Annotated in this window: 18 protein-coding genes; 6 read left to right on the plus strand and 12 right to left on the minus strand. The window is 69.3% G+C overall.

Going from position 1 to position 15,773, the window contains the following annotated elements:
• Window positions 1–27 precede the first annotated feature (27 nt).
• Window positions 28–441, plus strand: a complete 414-nt coding sequence (locus EV648_RS25870; protein ID WP_132296972.1) for a PPOX class F420-dependent oxidoreductase — start codon at window positions 28–30, stop codon at window positions 439–441.
• 73 nt (window positions 442–514) lie between these two features.
• Window positions 515–1,504: a GNAT family N-acetyltransferase gene (locus tag EV648_RS25875; RefSeq protein WP_241995604.1), complete on the plus strand. Its 990-nt coding sequence runs from the start codon at window positions 515–517 to the stop codon at window positions 1,502–1,504.
• A gap of 18 nt (window positions 1,505–1,522) precedes the next feature.
• Here EV648_RS25875 and EV648_RS25880 read toward each other — a convergent pair whose 3' ends face one another.
• The 6 genes from EV648_RS25880 to EV648_RS25905 form a co-directional block, all read right to left on the minus strand.
• Window positions 1,523–2,194 carry a GNAT family N-acetyltransferase gene (locus EV648_RS25880; protein ID WP_132296975.1) on the minus strand — a complete coding sequence of 224 codons (672 nt, stop codon included), beginning with the start codon at window positions 2,192–2,194 and terminating at the stop codon, window positions 1,523–1,525.
• A complete protein-coding gene (gene era / locus EV648_RS25885) occupies window positions 2,194–3,144 on the minus strand; it encodes a GTPase Era (protein WP_132296978.1) in 951 nt (316 codons plus the stop codon). The genes EV648_RS25880 and era overlap by 1 nt, the downstream gene beginning before the upstream one ends.
• Entirely contained in the window at window positions 3,128–3,463 is a 336-nt protein-coding gene (locus EV648_RS25890; protein WP_132194254.1) for a cytidine deaminase, read from the minus strand. Before EV648_RS25890 ends, era begins: the two co-directional genes overlap by 17 nt.
• Window positions 3,464–3,548: 85 nt before the next feature.
• Entirely contained in the window at window positions 3,549–4,859 is a 1,311-nt protein-coding gene (locus EV648_RS25895; protein ID WP_132296981.1) for a hemolysin family protein, read from the minus strand.
• A gap of 40 nt (window positions 4,860–4,899) precedes the next feature.
• Window positions 4,900–5,370, minus strand: coding sequence for an rRNA maturation RNase YbeY (gene ybeY, locus EV648_RS25900; RefSeq protein ID WP_132296984.1), 471 nt, complete (start codon window positions 5,368–5,370; stop codon window positions 4,900–4,902).
• Window positions 5,367–6,293: a PhoH family protein gene (locus EV648_RS25905; RefSeq protein ID WP_241995638.1), complete on the minus strand. Its 927-nt coding sequence runs from the start codon at window positions 6,291–6,293 to the stop codon at window positions 5,367–5,369. The genes ybeY and EV648_RS25905 overlap by 4 nt, the downstream gene beginning before the upstream one ends.
• Window positions 6,294–6,990: 697 nt before the next feature.
• Here EV648_RS25905 and EV648_RS25910 point away from each other — a divergent pair.
• Both EV648_RS25910 and EV648_RS25915 read left to right on the plus strand, forming a co-directional pair.
• Window positions 6,991–7,500, plus strand: a complete 510-nt coding sequence (locus EV648_RS25910; RefSeq protein WP_241995605.1) for a SigE family RNA polymerase sigma factor — start codon at window positions 6,991–6,993, stop codon at window positions 7,498–7,500.
• Entirely contained in the window at window positions 7,497–8,621 is a 1,125-nt protein-coding gene (locus EV648_RS25915; RefSeq protein WP_132296987.1) for a Gmad2 immunoglobulin-like domain-containing protein, read from the plus strand. The genes EV648_RS25910 and EV648_RS25915 overlap by 4 nt, the downstream gene beginning before the upstream one ends.
• 12 nt (window positions 8,622–8,633) lie before the next feature.
• On the opposite strand, the gene EV648_RS25920 is transcribed toward EV648_RS25915, so the two are convergent.
• From EV648_RS25920 to EV648_RS25945, 6 genes are all read right to left on the minus strand, one after another.
• On the minus strand, window positions 8,634–9,269 hold the full coding sequence (locus EV648_RS25920; protein ID WP_132296990.1) for a methyltransferase domain-containing protein: 636 nt from the start codon (window positions 9,267–9,269) through the stop codon (window positions 8,634–8,636).
• A gap of 111 nt (window positions 9,270–9,380) precedes the next feature.
• Window positions 9,381–10,097, minus strand: a complete 717-nt coding sequence (locus EV648_RS25925) for a 16S rRNA (uracil(1498)-N(3))-methyltransferase (RefSeq protein WP_132296993.1) — start codon at window positions 10,095–10,097, stop codon at window positions 9,381–9,383.
• Window positions 10,098–10,119: 22 nt separating this feature from the next.
• A complete protein-coding gene (gene dnaJ, locus EV648_RS25930) occupies window positions 10,120–11,265 on the minus strand; it encodes a molecular chaperone DnaJ (protein ID WP_132296996.1) in 1,146 nt (381 codons plus the stop codon).
• A gap of 28 nt (window positions 11,266–11,293) precedes the next feature.
• A complete protein-coding gene (hrcA, locus tag EV648_RS25935; RefSeq protein WP_132297698.1) occupies window positions 11,294–12,313 on the minus strand; it encodes a heat-inducible transcriptional repressor HrcA in 1,020 nt (339 codons plus the stop codon).
• A 165-nt stretch (window positions 12,314–12,478) separates the two neighbouring features.
• Entirely contained in the window at window positions 12,479–13,582 is a 1,104-nt protein-coding gene (locus tag EV648_RS25940; RefSeq protein ID WP_132296999.1) for a Gfo/Idh/MocA family protein, read from the minus strand.
• Complete coding sequence (locus EV648_RS25945; protein ID WP_241995606.1) at window positions 13,567–14,208, minus strand: ThuA domain-containing protein; 642 nt, start codon at window positions 14,206–14,208, stop codon at window positions 13,567–13,569. Before EV648_RS25945 ends, EV648_RS25940 begins: the two co-directional genes overlap by 16 nt.
• Before the next feature lie 199 nt (window positions 14,209–14,407).
• On the opposite strand from EV648_RS25945, the gene EV648_RS25950 reads away from it, so the two are divergent.
• Both EV648_RS25950 and EV648_RS25955 read left to right on the plus strand, forming a co-directional pair.
• Entirely contained in the window at window positions 14,408–14,809 is a 402-nt protein-coding gene (locus EV648_RS25950) for an EF-Tu/IF-2/RF-3 family GTPase (RefSeq protein WP_132297002.1), read from the plus strand.
• 50 nt (window positions 14,810–14,859) lie between these two features.
• Window positions 14,860–15,750 (plus strand): MBL fold metallo-hydrolase, encoded by an 891-nt coding sequence (locus EV648_RS25955; protein WP_132297005.1) that lies wholly within the window; start codon window positions 14,860–14,862, stop codon window positions 15,748–15,750.
• The last annotated feature ends 23 nt before the right edge of the window (window positions 15,751–15,773 follow it).

Here is a 15,773-nt window from a genome sequence, read left to right on the forward strand (position 1 = left end):
TTTTGGCCGGATTCCTAGGCTTGGGGCATGACTTCAGATGTTCTTGGCACTCTCGGACGCAGCGGGCTGGGTGTACTGGTCACGATCAAGCGGGACGGGCGCCCGCAGTTGTCCAACATCACCTACCTGTACGACGGGGAGCGGATCAGGATCTCGCTGACCGACGACCGGGCGAAGACCAGGAACCTGCGGCGCGATCCGCGGGCGAGTCTGTACGTGAACGGGCCGCGCGGGCGGTCGTACGTGGTGGTCGAAGGGAAGGCCGAGCTGACCGCGGTGGCGGCCGACGAGCAGGACGAGGTGGTCGAGCAGTTGGTCGCCTACTACCGGGACGCGGCCGGCGAGCACCCCGACTGGGATGACTACCGGCGGGCCATGGTGGCCGATCGGCGGCTGTTGTTCACGATGACGATCGACCACGCGTACGGCATGGCAGGCTGAGCGGCGGCCAGGAACTTCTTGACTGGCGGTAAATGACTCGCCGTGATCGCCTGTCCGGGGGCACGCTGTGCTGGTGGACATTACGAGGCTTTCCCCCGACGACGAGGTCGGGTGTGCTGACGCCGTGGCGCTGATGAGCGCCGCCGAGAAGGTCGACTGCCCGGAATCGTTGCTGCCGACCCCGCGCGGCTACGCCGCCCACCTGAAGTACGGCTGGGACGGCAACCCCGGCGAGGCCTATCTGGCGCGCGACGACGACGGCGTCCTGCTGGCCCAGCTCAGCGTCCACCTGCCGACGTACGACAACACCAACCTGGCGTGGTGCGGCGTGGACGTCCATCCGGATCACCGCGGCCGCGGCATCGGCGGACAACTGATCCGGTACGCCGAAGAACGGGCGCGGGACGCCGGGCGGAACTCCATGGGCCTGAGCCAGTGGGACCTGCCGAAGGCCGACGCGTTCGCCCGACGGCACGGTTTCGAGCGCAAGGCGATCGAGGTGAACCGGCGCCAGGATATCGCCGGCCTCGACTGGACCATCGTTCAGAGCCTGTACGACGAGGCGGTCCGGGCATCGTCCGGCTACGAGCTGATCCGGGTGACCGGTCGCCTGCCCGAGGAGATGCTCGAGGACATGGTCGCACTGACCGCCTCGATCAACGATGCGCCGAGGGACGACCTCGACGTCGAGGACGACGAGTTCAGCCCGGAGAGGTTGCGCGCCTACGAAGAGGCCCAACTGGCGCACGAGCGGACCGTGTACCGGGCGATCGCCCGCGAGCGCGCCACCGGAGCGCTGGCCGGGCACTCGACCATCGTGGTCGAGCAGGAGCGTCCGCACATCGGCGAGCAGCACGACACCGCGGTCGACCGCGCGCACCGGGGTCACCGCCTCGGCGCGCTGGTGAAGACCGGGATGCTGCTCTGGATGCGCGAGGCCGAACCGGCGCTGGCGCAGGTGGACACCTGGAACGCCGAGTCCAACAACCACATGATCGCCATCAACGAGCAGCTCGGCTATCGCATCGTCGCCCGCGCGATGGCCTACCAGAAGACGCTCTGACAGACGTGCTCTGAGCTGCTAGAGCGGCTCGACGAGAGTGACTTTCATCCGGTTGCTGACGGTGAAGCCGAGGCCCTCGTAGAGGCGGATGGCGTTGACGTTGGTGCCACTGGCGTGCAGGAACGGGCGGTTGCCCTCAGCTTCGATGCCAGCGGCAACCGCTCGCATCAGCCGGCTGGCAAGCCCGCGCCCCCGGTACTTCGGATCGGTGCAGACGGCGCTGATCTCGACGTACCCAGGCGGGCGGAATCGTTCGCCGGCCATCGCGATCAGATCGCCGCCGCGGCGTAGGCCGAGATACCCGCCGAACTCGATCGTCCGGGACCGGAACGGCCCAGGCTCGGTGAGAGTCGTCAGCGCGACCATGTCCGCGAGGTCGTCGGGGCCTAACCCGACGGCGTCCGGTTCGACGGCGCCGAACGACTCCGGCGCCACCAGTTGCACGAGGTCGAAGAGGCGGACGACCTTGAAGACATCAGGAACCGACAGCTCCGGTCGCATCAGCGCGGCGACGTTTCCGGTGCCGACCAGCTCCGCCGCGTCCGCCCAGTCCTGGTCGGTCACGTCATCCGGCAGCCCGAGGAAGGGCGCCAGCTGCGCCGGGTAGCGACGGGCCTGCCCCTTGACCTCGGCCAGATCGGCGTGCGCTTCGGCGAGCGCGTAGTACGCCGGGTTGGTCAGCACATCCATCAGAAGCCGAGCTTGCGGAGGTGCTTGGCGTCGGTCTGCCAGTTCTTGGCGATCTTCACGTGCAGGTCGAGGTAGACCGGCGTTCCGAGCAGGGCCTCGATCTGGCGGCGGGCGTTGGCGCCGACCTCGCGCAGCCGGGCGCCCTTGTGCCCGATCACGATGCCCTTCTGGCTGTCCCGCTCGAGGAAGATGTTCGCGTAGATGTCGAGCAGTGGCTTGTCGTCCGGCCGGCCCTCGCGCAGACCCATCTCGTCGATGGTGACGGCGATCGAGTGCGGCAACTCGTCCCGGACGCCTTCCAGAGCGGCCTCGCGGATCAGCTCACCGACCAGGATCTCCTCGGGCTCGTCCGTGACGTCGCCGTCCGGGTAGAGCGGCTGACCGGCCGGCAGCAGCTTCACCAACTCGTCGGCGACCGTGTCGATCTGGTACCCCGAAGTGGCGGACACCGGTACGACGGACGCCCACTCGATGCCGACGGACTCCCCCAGCGTCTGGATCTCGGAGAGGTGCTCGACCATCCGCTCGGGCGAGACCAGGTCCGCCTTGGTCGCCAGCGCCACCTTCGGGGTCTTGGCCACCTTGGCCGCCTCGGTGACCAGGAAACGGTCGCCCGGGCCGATCTTGTCGCTGGCCGGCAGGCAGATCCCGATCACGTCGACCTCGGCCCAGGTGGTCTTGACCAGGTCGTTCAGCCGCTCGCCGAGCAGCGTGCGCGGCTTGTGCAGACCGGGGGTGTCGACCAGGATCAGCTGCGCGTCGGGGCGGTGCACGATGCCCCGGACCGCGTGCCGGGTGGTCTGCGGCTTCGACGAGGTGATCACGATCTTCTGACCGACCAGTGCATTGGTCAGGGTGGACTTGCCCGCGTTCGGCCGGCCGACGAAACAGGCGAACCCGGAGCGGAACTCGCCGCCGGTCGCCGGGGACTGCTCAGGTGTGGACGACATCACGAACCTCTCCGTTGCCATTGGCAACGACTACCGGAAGAGCGGCGCCGCCGAAGTAGCGGACCACCTCGACATCGACCTCATCGGCCTCGGTGACCACCGCGGCGGCCTCGATCCCCTTCACCCCTGACGATACGGCCATCGCCACCGCGAGCTGCAACGCGCTCAGCCGGACGGTGTCCAGCTGCACGGTGCAGGCGGCGTACGTGCGGCCGTCGGTATCGCGCACCGAGGCGCCCTCCGCGGCCCGGGTGCGGGCCCGGGCGGCACGCGCCAGGGTGACGAGCTTGGCGTCCTCGGCCGGGAGGTCAGCGGACAAAGGTCACATCCTTGGGAGTCAGGCGGTCTTGGGTGTCAGGCGGTCTGGATGTCAGCGGTCTTGGGTGTCAGGGGTCTTGGGGAAGTCAGGCGGTCTGGTGGTTGCTGTCCTGGGACTGGTCGGCGAGCTCTCCGCGCCGGACCAGCACGGTACCGACCTGGTTGCGGCGGCCGGACGGCCGCTCCGCGGTGAGCGAGAGCCCGAGGCCCTCAATCTCGACCTGGGCGCCGGGGATCGGCACCTTGCCGAGCAGCTTGGCCATCAGGCCGCCGACGGTGTCGACGTCGTCGTCGTCCAGCGGTACGCCGAACAGTTCGCCGAGCTCGTCGATCGGGAACCGGCTGGAGACCCGGTACGCCCCGTCGGACAACGCCTGCACCGCTTCCGGCGCCTCGTCGTACTCGTCGGTGATCTCGCCGACGATCTCCTCCAGGATGTCCTCGATGGTGACCAGGCCGGCGGTGCCGCCGTACTCGTCGACGACCATCGCGACGTGCATCCGGGCCGCCTGCATCTCGCGCAGCAACTGGTCGACCGGCTTGGAATCGGGGATGTACATGCAGGGGCGCATCACCGACTCGACCCGCTCGGTCGACTCGGACTGCGCGTTGTCGTAGACGCGGCGCATCACGTCCTTCAGGTAGACCACCCCGAGGATGTCGTCCAGCGACTCGCCGATCACCGGGATCCGCGAGTAGCCGCTGCGCAGCGCGAGCGAGGTGAGCTGGCGGAGCTTCTTGTGCCGCTCGATGTAGACCATGTCGGTCCGCGGCACCATCACCTCGCGGACGATGGTGTCGCCCAGCTCGAAGACGGAGTGGATCATCCGCCGCTCGCCGGACTCGATCACCGACGACTGCTCGGCCAGGTCGACCAGCGCGCGCAGCTCGGCCTCGGTCGCGAACGGGCCGGCCGCGAAACCCTTGCCCGGGGTGAGCGCGTTGCCGATCAGGATCAGCAGCTTGGGCAGCGGCCCGAGCACGCTGGTCAGCGCCATGATCGGGCCGGCCGAGAGGATCGCGAACCGGTCGGAGTGCTGCCGGCCGAGGGTGCGGGGCGCGACGCCGATGATCACGTACGAGACGACGACCATCACCACCGAGGTGATCAGGATGTGCTGCCAGGTCACCGTGAAGACGTTCGACAGCGCCTGGGTGACCAGCACGATCGCGGTGATCTCGAAGATCAGCCGGACCAGCAGCAGCGTGTTCAGGTAGCGCGGCGCGTCGGACAGCAGGTCGCGCAGCTTCACCGCGCGCAGGTTGCCCTGCTCGACCTGCTCGTTGGCGCGCACCTTCGAGTACGACGACAGCGCCGCTTCCGCGCCGGCGAACAAGCCCGCGAGCAGCACCAGCACCGCGGCCACTACCAGGAGAACGCCGTCGTCGTAGGTCACTGGAGGGTCATCCCTGTCCGAGCCTGTGAGTCCCTGTGTGTCACTGTCCGAGACTGTTTCCCGGTGCACGCCATGCTTCCAGCAGGCGGCCCTGGACGTCCCACATCTCTGCCTTCTCGGCGGGTTCGGCGTGGTCGTAGCCGAGCAGGTGCAGGATTCCGTGCACCGTCAGCAGCTCGAGCTCGGCCCAGGTGCCGTGGCCGGCCTTCGCGCCCTGCGCGGCGGCGACCGTCGGGCAGAGCGCGATGTCACCGAGGTGGCCGAGCGGCGGCTCGGCGTCGTCGTCGGCGCCCGGCCGGAGCTCGTCCATCGGCCACGACATCACGTCGGTCGGTCCCGGCAGGTCCAGGAACTCGACGTGGTAGCGCGCCATGGTGTCCTCGTCGACCAGCTTGATCGACAGCTCGCACTCCGGGTGCAGGCGCAACGACGACATCACGAAGCGACTCAGCCGCATCAGCCCGTGTGCGTCGATCTCCACGCCGGACTCGTTGTTGACCTCTACGTTCATCTCTTGAGCTCAGCGTCACTTTCGAACGATTCGTACGCCGAGACGATCCGCCCGACCAGCTTGTGCCGGACGACGTCGTGCGAGGTGAGCCGGCAGAAGGTCAGGTCCTCGACGCCCTCCAGGATGTCCTGGACCACACGCAGACCCGAGTTCGTCCCGGTCGGCAGGTCCACCTGGGTGACGTCGCCGGTGACGACCATCTTGGAGCCGAAGCCGAGCCGGGTGAGGAACATCTTCATCTGCTCCGGCGAGGTGTTCTGCGCCTCGTCCAGGATGATGTAGGCGTCGTTCAGGGTCCGGCCGCGCATGTAGGCCAGCGGCGCGATCTCGATCGTGCCGGCCGTCATCAGCCGCGGGATCGACTCCGGGTCGAGCATGTCGTGCAGCGCGTCGTACAGCGGCCGCAGGTACGGATCGATCTTCTCCGACAGCGTGCCGGGCAGGAAGCCCAGCCGCTCTCCGGCCTCGACCGCCGGCCGGGTCAGGATGATCCGGTTGACCTCCTTGGCCTGCAGCGCCTGCACGGCCTTGGCGACGGCCAGGTAGGTCTTGCCGGTACCGGCGGGGCCGATGCCGAAGACGATCGTGTTCTTGTCGATGGCGTCGACGTAGCGTTTCTGGTTCAGCGTCTTCGGCCGGATGGTGCGGCCGCGGCTGGACAGGATGTTCTGGGTCAGCACGTCCGCGGGGCTCTCGACCGTGGCGGCCTTGATCATCACGATGCTGCGCTCGACCGAGTCCGCGGTCAGCCCGTGGCCGGTCCGCACGACCGCGATCAGCTCGTCGATCAGCCGCTCGGCCAGGGCCAGCTCGGCCGGCTCGCCGTTCAGCGTGATCTCGTTGCCGCGGACCATGATGTCAGCGTCGAACTCCTTCTCGACGATCCGGAGGAACTCGTCCCGGGCTCCGAGCAGGGCCACCATGTCGATGCTGTTCGGCACGACGATCTTGTGGGACGCCTTGTGACCGTCACTTGCTGCGCTGCGGGCAGCGCGCGCCGCATCCGGGTGCGACGGCTCGATACTGCGTGGCCTGGACAGCCTTTCCTCCTGATGCCGGGTGTACGTGTCCGACCATGCTAGCCGTCCGCTCCGACAGCACCACCCGATAAACCCCCGCGCACCCCTGGCGAGCCCCCACCCCACCCCCTTTCCGCGGTACGGCGGGCTTCGGCAGGGCCGTGTTCCAGCGCGGCGCGGCGGTCGCGGCGCGGGTGGATCCGGACCGCACCAGCGGAAAGTCGAACTCGTCGGCGTGGGTGTTCCTGCCGTCGTGGATTCCGACCAGATACCCGAGCGTGAACACGTGGAGTGACTGCACCGGAGCTGCCGGGCCTCCCTCGCACACCGAGCCCTCCCGCCAGGCGTGACCACCGCTGTAGCTGTCCTGCCGCGCGTGCGCCGCGGTCCCGAGATGCCGGAACTGGCCTCGCCACCCCACGAGCCGCCCTGAGCTCGCCGAGGATGTACTCCGCGTTCGCCGTCGCCGTGCTGCCTCATCCGGCCTCCCCGACCAGTCTGGTGCGGAGGGTCCCCTGCCGGTCGGAGATGTTGTCAACCTGGAACGCCGCCTCCGCGTCTCTGTCACGTGGCACAACCGGCCGTGGTGTATGACGAGTGCGTGGCACATGAGTCCTCGTGGGATGCGGACGAGGCGCTGACGGCTGTCTATACGGCGCACTACACGTCGTTGGTCCGCCTCGGCGCCTTGCTGCTGCGTGACAACGGCGCGGCGGAGGAGATCGTGCAGGACGCCTTCGTGGCGATGCACGGCCGCTGGCACCGGCTGCGCGACCCGCACAAGGCTCTCGCCTACCTGCGCACCGCCGTGGTGAATCGCTGCCGGTCCCGGCAGCGGCACCTGGTGGTTGTGGACAAGCACACGCCACGCACGCTGCCGGACGAGCCCAGCGCGGAGCAGGCGGTACTGCGGACCGCGGAGACGGACAGGGTGATCGAGGCGATGCGGACGCTGCCGGAGAAGCAACGCACCGTGATGGTGCTGCGGTACTACGGGGATCTCTCGGAGGCGGAGATCGCCGACACGATGGGGATCAGCCGGGGATCCGTGAAGAGCCATGCCGCGCGGGCGACGAAGTCGCTGCGCCAGGTCCTGGAGCAGAGCTTATGAACGACCACCCTGACGACCGGTTCGACGAGCTGATGCGCCGGGCGTTGGCCGAGGAGGCCGACCGGATCGAACCGGCCGACGGTCTGCACGAGATCCAGGCCCGGGTCCGGGACCAGCGCAAGCCGGTCAACCGGAGGCCCTGGGCGCTCGCCGTCGGCGCAGCCGTGGTCGGCACCGCCGCGGCGGTCGGCGCGTTCACGCTGCTCGACGACAACACCCGCAACGCCGACCAGCCCGAGGTCGCCGGCGGCCCCAGCACCACGGCCAGCGCGACGATCCGGCCGAGCACCGAGGCCTCCGCCGGCCCGTCGGCCCCACCCACCTCGGTGCCGTCCGTCAAGCCGTCGCAAACGATCAACTCGTCCACCGAACCCCCGAAGACGGTCGGCGTCCCCGAGCCCGAGGTGAAGGCCAGGGCCGTCCCGGTCTACTGGGTCGGCAAGACCATCGGGAACGACACCGGAGCCGGCGTGCGGCTCTACCGGACCTTCACCAGGATCAGCGGCCGGCCGACCCTCGAGGCGGTCCGGACGATGACCAGCGAGAAGTCCTCCGACCCGGACTACTACTCGCCCTGGATCGGCTCGGCCGTGAACTCCGTGACAAAGTCCGGCGACCTCGTCACGGTCGACTTCAAGCTGCTGCCGCGGGAGAAACTCGACCCGGCCGCTGCGAACATCGCCACCCAGCAACTCGTCTACACGGTCCAGGCGGTGCTCGGTGACTCCAGCCAGAAGATCCTGGTGACCGAGCAGGGGCAAGCCACCCGGGAACTGTTCGGACAGGCCTTGTCCGGGCAGCCGCTGAGCAGGGCGCAGGCCATGGACGTCCAGGCGCTGGTGTGGATCGAGTCTCCCGAGCAGAAGGCGACGGTCCGGAGCCCGGTCACCGTGCGCGGTACCGCCGCGGCGTACGAGGCCACGGTGAACTGGCAGGCCACCAACCTGAAGACCAGGACGGTCGTGAAGAACTACACGAACACCGAGGAGGGCATGAAGTTCTCCCCGTTCTCCTTCACCACCAAGCTCGCCCCCGGCGAGTGGCAACTAGAGGTCTTCATGCTCTCCGGCGAAGACGGCCACATCACCGACACCGACTCGAAAACCATCTTCGTCAAGTAGTCGTCGAGCGGGTCAGTGGGTGAAGGTGAACAGCCTCAGGCCTGGTTCGAGGGGGTGGGGGGTGGTGGTGAGGCGGTTGATGCCGACGGACCACCCGACGTTTTCGGGGGCGTCGAAGGAGAGTTCTTCGAAGCCGGCGTCGGTGAACCAGGCGCGGATGGTGTCGCGGATGTCGGGGTCGTGGCGGCCGCGCGTCCAGATGACTGTCGCGCCGGGGGTGCACAGCTGTGGGAGGGCGCGGACGGTCCGCTCGACGTCAGCCGGGACGATGTTGCCGAAGACGCCGCAGAACAGCACCATGTCGGCCGGTACCGCGTCGGCGTAGCTGTCGATCGCGGCCGCGTCACCCTCGATCACCTCGACGCCGGTCAGGCCGTTGGCCGTCGCTGCCGCGCGGGCGACCGCGACGTTGCGGGGGTCGAGCTCGACCAGTCGGGCGGTCACCCGGTCACGGGCCGGATGGGTCGCGAGCACCTCGATCAGGTCCCGCCCCTGGCCGGCGCAGGCGCTGATCGCGCGGATCGGGCCGTCCGGACGGGCGTCGAGATGCGCACGGATGCCGCGCTGGACCGATCTCAGCCGCCCGCTCAGTTCGGACGTCTCGTCCTCGTACGGCGTGTGCCACTCCAGCCAGTCCGTCGAGTCCATCCAGGTCCTCCTCGATTCCAGCGCGAGTCGTACGTGGTCAGTTCCAGTGCGGGCGAATCCAGGTGCGGTCGACGCGGGTGCGGGCCGATGGCGGACGGTCCACCCACCCGGTCAGATCCAGCGGGATCGGGCGAGGAGGACTGCGGCGGCGGCCACACCGGCGGTGGAGGTTCGCAGGACGGTGTCGCCGAGGCGGACCGGGTCCACGGCAAAGGCCTCCAGCTCAGCAGGCGAGATGCCGCCCTCGGGTCCGACGACGATGACGACGTCCCCTTCGGCCGGCACCTCCAGCGACGCCAACGGCACCTTCGCCTCCTCATGCAGCACCACCGCGAGTCCGGCGCTTCCGACGAGCTCGGCGACCTCCGCGGTCGAGGCGATCGGCGCGACCTCGCAGAACCACGAGCGTCGCGACTGCTTGCTGGCTTCGAAGGCCCAGGCCTGCCACTTGGTCAGCGTCTTGGCCACCCGCTCGGGATTGGCGCGGAACTGGCTGCGCTCCGCGTTCCACGGAACCACAACGTCCGCGCCGACCTCGGTGAGCATCTCCACCGCGAGTTCCGCCCGCTCCCCCTTCGGCAGGGCCTGGACGACGACCAGTCGCGGGCTCGCCGGAGCGACCTCGCCGCGGTGCTCCACGGACACGGTCAGCCCGGTCTTGGAAGCAGCCGTCACCGACCCTTCCGCGAAGGACCCGCGCCCGTCCGTCAGGCGGATCCGCTCGCCCGGTGCGATCCGTCGTACGACGGCCGCGTGACGGCCCTCGGCGCCGTCCAGCACGAGTTCGGAGCCCGACAGGTCAGGCAGGTAGAAGACGGCGAGTCCCATCGTCGCGCGGCCGTAGGCGTTTTCAGTGCGCGCCGAACGCGTCGCGCAGGCGTCCGAAGACACCCTTGTGCGCGGCCTGGACCTGACCCTGCGGACGCTCCTCGCCCCGTGCCTCGGCGAGTTGCTTCAGCAGCGCGGCCTGGGAGTCGTCCAGCTTGGTCGGGGTCTCCACGATCACCTGCACGATCAGGTCACCGCGACCCGCGTGCCGCAGCCGGGGAACACCCCGCGCGGTCAGCGTCATCGCCGTACCGGACTGGGTGCCGGGGCGGATCTCCAGCGGAGTGGTCTCGCCCTCGAGCGTCGGCAGGTCGATCGTGGTGCCGAGCGCGGCCGCGGTCATCGGCAGCGTGACCGTGCAGTGCAGGTCGTCACCGTTGCGGGTGAAGATCTCGTGCTGCTCGACCTCGATCTCGACGTACAGGTCGCCGGCCGGGCCGCCGCCGGGGCCGACCTCGCCCTGGCCGGACAGCTGCACCCGGGTGCCGCTGTCGACGCCACCGGGGATCTTGACGGTGACGGTACGGCGGGAGCGGACCCGCCCGTCGCCGGCGCACTCGACGCACGGGTTCGGGATGGTCGTGCCGAAGCCGCGGCAGTTCGGGCAGGGACGCATCGTCCGGACCTCACCCAGGAACGAGCGCTGGGTGTGGGTCACCTCGCCGCGTCCGTGGCAGATGTCGCAGGTGACCGGCTCGGACCCGGCGGCCGCGCCGGATCCCGAACAGGTCGGGCAGAGCACGGCGGTGTCGACCTTCAGCTCGCGGGTGGTCCCGAAGGCCGCCTCGCCGAGGTCGATCCGCAGCGGGATCAGGGCGTCCTGACCCCGCCGGGTGCGCGGCCGCGGCCCGCGGGTCGCCCCGCCGGTCTGGCCGAAGAAGGCGTCCATGATGTCGGTGAACGTGAACGCCTGGCCGAAGCCGGCACCGCCGGGTCCCCCTCCTGCCGCGCTGGCGAAGGGATCGCCGCCGAGATCGTGCAGCTGCCGCTTCTGCGGGTCGCTCAGCACCTGGAACGCGCGGCCGATCTCCTGGAACTTGTTGTGCGCGTCCTCGGAGTCGTTGACGTCCGGGTGGTACTGGCGGGCCAGTTTGCGGTAGGCCTTCTTGATCTCGTCCGGTGAGGCGTCACGGCTGACGCCGAGGACGGCGTAGTAATCGGTGCTCATACTCCAGACCAAATGTCGGTGGTAGTCGTCATGAGTCGGCCAGGATCTGGCTGACGTAACGCGCGACGGCGCGGACCGCGCCCATCGTGCTCGGATAGTCCATGTGGGTCGGGCCGACGATGCCGAGCGTGGCCAGCGCCTCCGACTTCGACCCGTACGCGGTCGCGACCACCGAGGTGGTGGCCAGTTCCTCGTACGGGTTCTCGTGCCCGATCCGCACCGTCAGGGTCTGTGGGTGCGTCGCCTCACCGAGCAGCTTGAGCAGGATCACATGCTCCTCGAGCGCCTCCAGCACCGGCTTCACGTTGCGCTCGAAGTCGTCGCCGTAGCGGGTCAGGTTGGCGGCGCCGCCGACCGCGATCCGCTGCTCGCCGTCATCGCTGAAGGCCTCCAGCAGCGACGTCACGATGGCGGCCACCAGCGGCCGATCGGACGGCGGGAAGGTCTCGGTGACGTTCGCCAGCGAGGTCGCCGCGTCGGTCAACCGCTGGCCGACCAGCGCGGTGTTCATCCGCGAGCGCAGGTCGGCGATCAGGTGCTCGTCGACATCGTGCTGGGTCTCCACGATCCGCTGCTCGACCCGCCCGGTGCTGGTGATCAGCACCAGCAGCAGCCGCCGCGGCGTCATCGTGACCACCTCGACATGCCGCACGCTCGACCGGATGAGGGTCGGATACTGCACGATCGCGACCTGCCGGGTGATCTGCGCCAGCAGCCGGACGGTACGGCGGACCACGTCGTCCAGGTCGACCGCACCGGCCAGGAAGGACGAGATCGCCTTCTTCTCGGCCGGCGACAACGTCTTCACCGTGCTCAGCTTGTCGACGAACAGCCGGTAACCGGCGTCGGTCGGGATCCGGCCCGCGCTGGTGTGCGGCTGGGTGATGTACCCCTCCTCCTCCAGCGCGGCCATGTCGTTGCGCACGGTCGCCGGGGAGACGCCGAGGTTGTGCCGGTCCACCAGCGACTTCGAGCCGACCGGCTCGTGGGTGGCGACGTAGTCCTCGACGATGGCCCGGAGCACGTCCAGTTTGCGTTCGTCCAGCACGCGCACCCACCCTCTCTCCACGTCGACACCTGTACCCAGCGCAGGGCTCTCCACTGAGGGCACCCTTGGCACTCCCGCGTTTCGAGTGCCAGTCTACCGAGCCGTAGCGACACCTACTCCCGCGTAGCGGCGTGGGACGCGTCTCAGACGCGCGGAGGAGCCGTCTCAGGCCGACTCGGGAGACGCTCCCAACGGTACGGCGGCCGGGCGCTCGACCGTGCTCGCCACGTCCACGGGCTGATCCTGGGCCGCCGCCTCGAGCAGCGACTCCAGTACGTCGAGCACGTGGTAGGCGAGGGCGCCGTTGGCCCGGTGGTCGCCCCCGGTACGGATCGCGCGCGCCATGTCGGCCACACCGACGCCCCGGCCCGCTCCCGCGTACCCACCGGCTACCGGGAGTTCCGTCCAGTCACGGGCGGTCGCGGTGGCGATCTCCACCTTGCCGTCGAAGTTGTTCGGGTCCGGCACCGACAGACTTCCCTCGGTCCCGTGCACCTCGATCCGCGGCAGCCGCGCGGCCCACACGTCGAAGCTCATCAGCACTGTCGTGAGGGCTCCCGACTCGTGCTCGAGGATGCCGGTCACGTGGGTCGGCACCTCCACAGGGAAGGTCTCCCCCGCTCGCGGACCGGTGTGGACCTTTCTCTGGTCATGGGCACGCCCCGCCCGCCCGGTGACCCGGCGTACCGGTCCTAGCAGCGTCACGAGGCTGCTGACGTAGTACGGGCCCATGTCGAGGAGCGGGCCGCCGCCGGGCTGGTAGTAGAACTCCGGGGCCGGGTGCCACAGCTCGTGTCCGGGCGTGACGAACGAAGCCGTCGCAGCAGTCGGTACGCCGATGTCGCCCCGGTCGAGGGCGGCTCGTGCGGTTTGGGTCCCCGTGCCGAGCACAGTGTCCGGAGCACAGCCGATCCGGAGGTTGCCGGCGGCCGCGAGCTTCAGGAGCGGCTCGGCCTCGGCACGATCGACCGCGAGCGGCTTCTCGCCGTACACGTGCTTACCCGCCTGCAGGGCAGCCTGGTTCACCGAGGCGTGGGCCGCGGGAATGGTCAGGTTGAGGATGATGTCGACCCCGGGGTCGGCCAGCAGGTCCTCGGATGACAGCGCCCGGATGCCCGGGTGCTGGTCGGCGATCGCCTGGGCCCGGCTGAGGTCCAGGTCGGCGACCGCGACCACGTCGACGCCGGGCAGCTTGGCGAGGTGTTCGAGGTAGGTGCCGCTGATGACACCGGCGCCGACGATGCCGATGTTGGTCACTTGCTCGCCCACAGCAATCCCCGCTCGATGATGGTGCGGACCTCGGGCACGTCCAGGTCCTCGAGGCTGTGGCCCGGCGTGCAGACGAACACCTTGCCCTCGCCCCAGGTGCGGGTCCAGACGGCCGGCATCGTCGCGCCCTCGATCCACGGGAAGTCCGGGTGCGCCCGGAAGGTGGTGGTCGCGAGCACGTTGTTGGTCGGGTCCGCGTGCACGTAGTACTGCTCGGTGTGCAGGTCGAAACCGGTGATGCCCTCGACGATCGGGTCGTCGGCGACGACCTCGATCCGGTGGTCCACGAAACCGCCCGGGTGCGAGACGAACTGGCCGCCGGTCATGAAGCTGTAGTCGCTGTTGCTGCGGAACGAGTCGACGATGCCGCCGTGCCAGCCGGCCAGCCCGGTGCCCGCGCGCACCGCGGCCTCGAGTCCCTTGACCTGCTCGTTGGTGATCTCGCCCATGCTGATGCACTGCAGCACCAGGTCGGTGCCGGCCAGGTCGAGGTAGCTCTCGGTGCTCTCGGAGACCTCGACCGCGAAGCCGTTGTCCCGCAGGAACGGGATGAACAGTTCGGTCGCCTCGGCCGGCTTGTGCCCTTCCCAGCCGCCTCGTACCACCAGTGCCCGTCGTGTCGTCACGCCGTCCGCCCTTCGCGTCGTTCCGGAAGATGAGCCCGGCGATCTCAGAGATCGGATGAATCACCGTCGCCTAGGCGACCCTAGGCGGCCGGACCCGGCCCTTCAAGTCCCGTCCCGACGACTGGATAGGGCTTACCCGCGGGACCACCGGGTCGCGGCGGTCCGCTGGGGTCGATCATCGCGGCTTTAGGGTCGAGAGATGGGATGGAAGTTCTGGAAGCGTGAGACGAATCCGATGGATCCGCAGCAGCTGCTCGCCCGCGCGCACGGCGAGCAGGCATTTCCCGGGTCAGGTGTGCAGGACAGGCACCGCGTGCAGGACAGCGTGCCGGGCGGAAGATTCGCGCTGACGGTCGAGGATGTGTTCTCGATCACGGGGCGGGGCACGGTCGTGACCGGCCGGGTCACCGCGGGCACGATCAGGATCGGCGACCAGGTCCTGATCACCCGGGCCGGACAGCAGTTCGCGACCAGCCGGATCACCGGCGTCGAGGCGTTCCGCAGGGTGCTCGCCGAGGCCCACGCCGGCGACAACGTCGGCCTCCTCCTCGAAGGCATCCCCAAGGATCTGCTCGTCCGCGGCGACACCATCACCAACTGACCACTCTCCCGCTGGAAGAGGCTGGTGGGGCGGCGGTTAAGGTCGGGGACATGAGCGCATGGGCCGAGCTGGGCGATCGGTGCTGGGTCCGTCGGTATCCGGAGTGGGACCTGAACGTCGGCCTCGTCGTCGGCTCAGAGGGTGCCCTGGTGATCGACACCCGCGCCACCACCGCGCAGGCCGAGGAACTGCTGGCCGAGATCCGCGAGCTCACCGACGCCCCGGTCCGCTGGGTGGTCAACACCCACGCGCACTTCGACCACACCTTCGGCAACGGCGTTTTCGCCGACGCCACCAGCTACGCCCAGGAGAACGCCGCGGCCGCGCTGGCCGAGCGAGGACCCGCACTCCAGCAGCACTACCGCGACAACCCCGGCCCGGACCCGCAGTACCCGGAGATCGCCGCCGAGGTGCTCGCCGAGCTCGCGGCCACCAAACTCGTTGCCATCGACAACACCTTCGCGGTGGCCAAGGTGATCGACCTGGGCGACCGCCGGGTGGAGCTCCTGCACCTGGGGAACGCGCACACCGACGGCGACCTGGTGGTCGTCGTACCGGATGCCGACGTGTACTTCGTGGGCGATCTGCTCGAGGAGTCGGCGCCACCGTCGTACGGCGACGACTCGTTCCCCCTGGAGTGGCCGGACACGCTCGACCGGCTGATCGGGCTGCTGACCGCGACCTCGAAGGTCGTCCCCGGGCACGGCGCGGTGGTCGACGCGGAGTTCGCGCGGGACCAGGCCGGCGACCTCGGCACCGTCGCGAACACGATCTCCGGCCTGCACCACAACGGCACGTCGCTCGAGGCGGCGCTCGCGCACACCGACGACTGGCCCTGGCCGATGACGCACGTGGAGCACGCCGTACGGCGCGGTTACGCGGTACTGGGGACTCCGCGCCGCCCGACCCTTCCGCTGCTCGGACCCGGCAAGTCGGAGTAGTCACCCCGAACCACCTGCACCGA

The organism is Kribbella sp. VKM Ac-2568 (genome assembly GCF_004345365.1).
Taxonomy (GTDB): Bacteria; Actinomycetota; Actinomycetes; order Propionibacteriales; family Kribbellaceae; genus Kribbella; species Kribbella orskensis.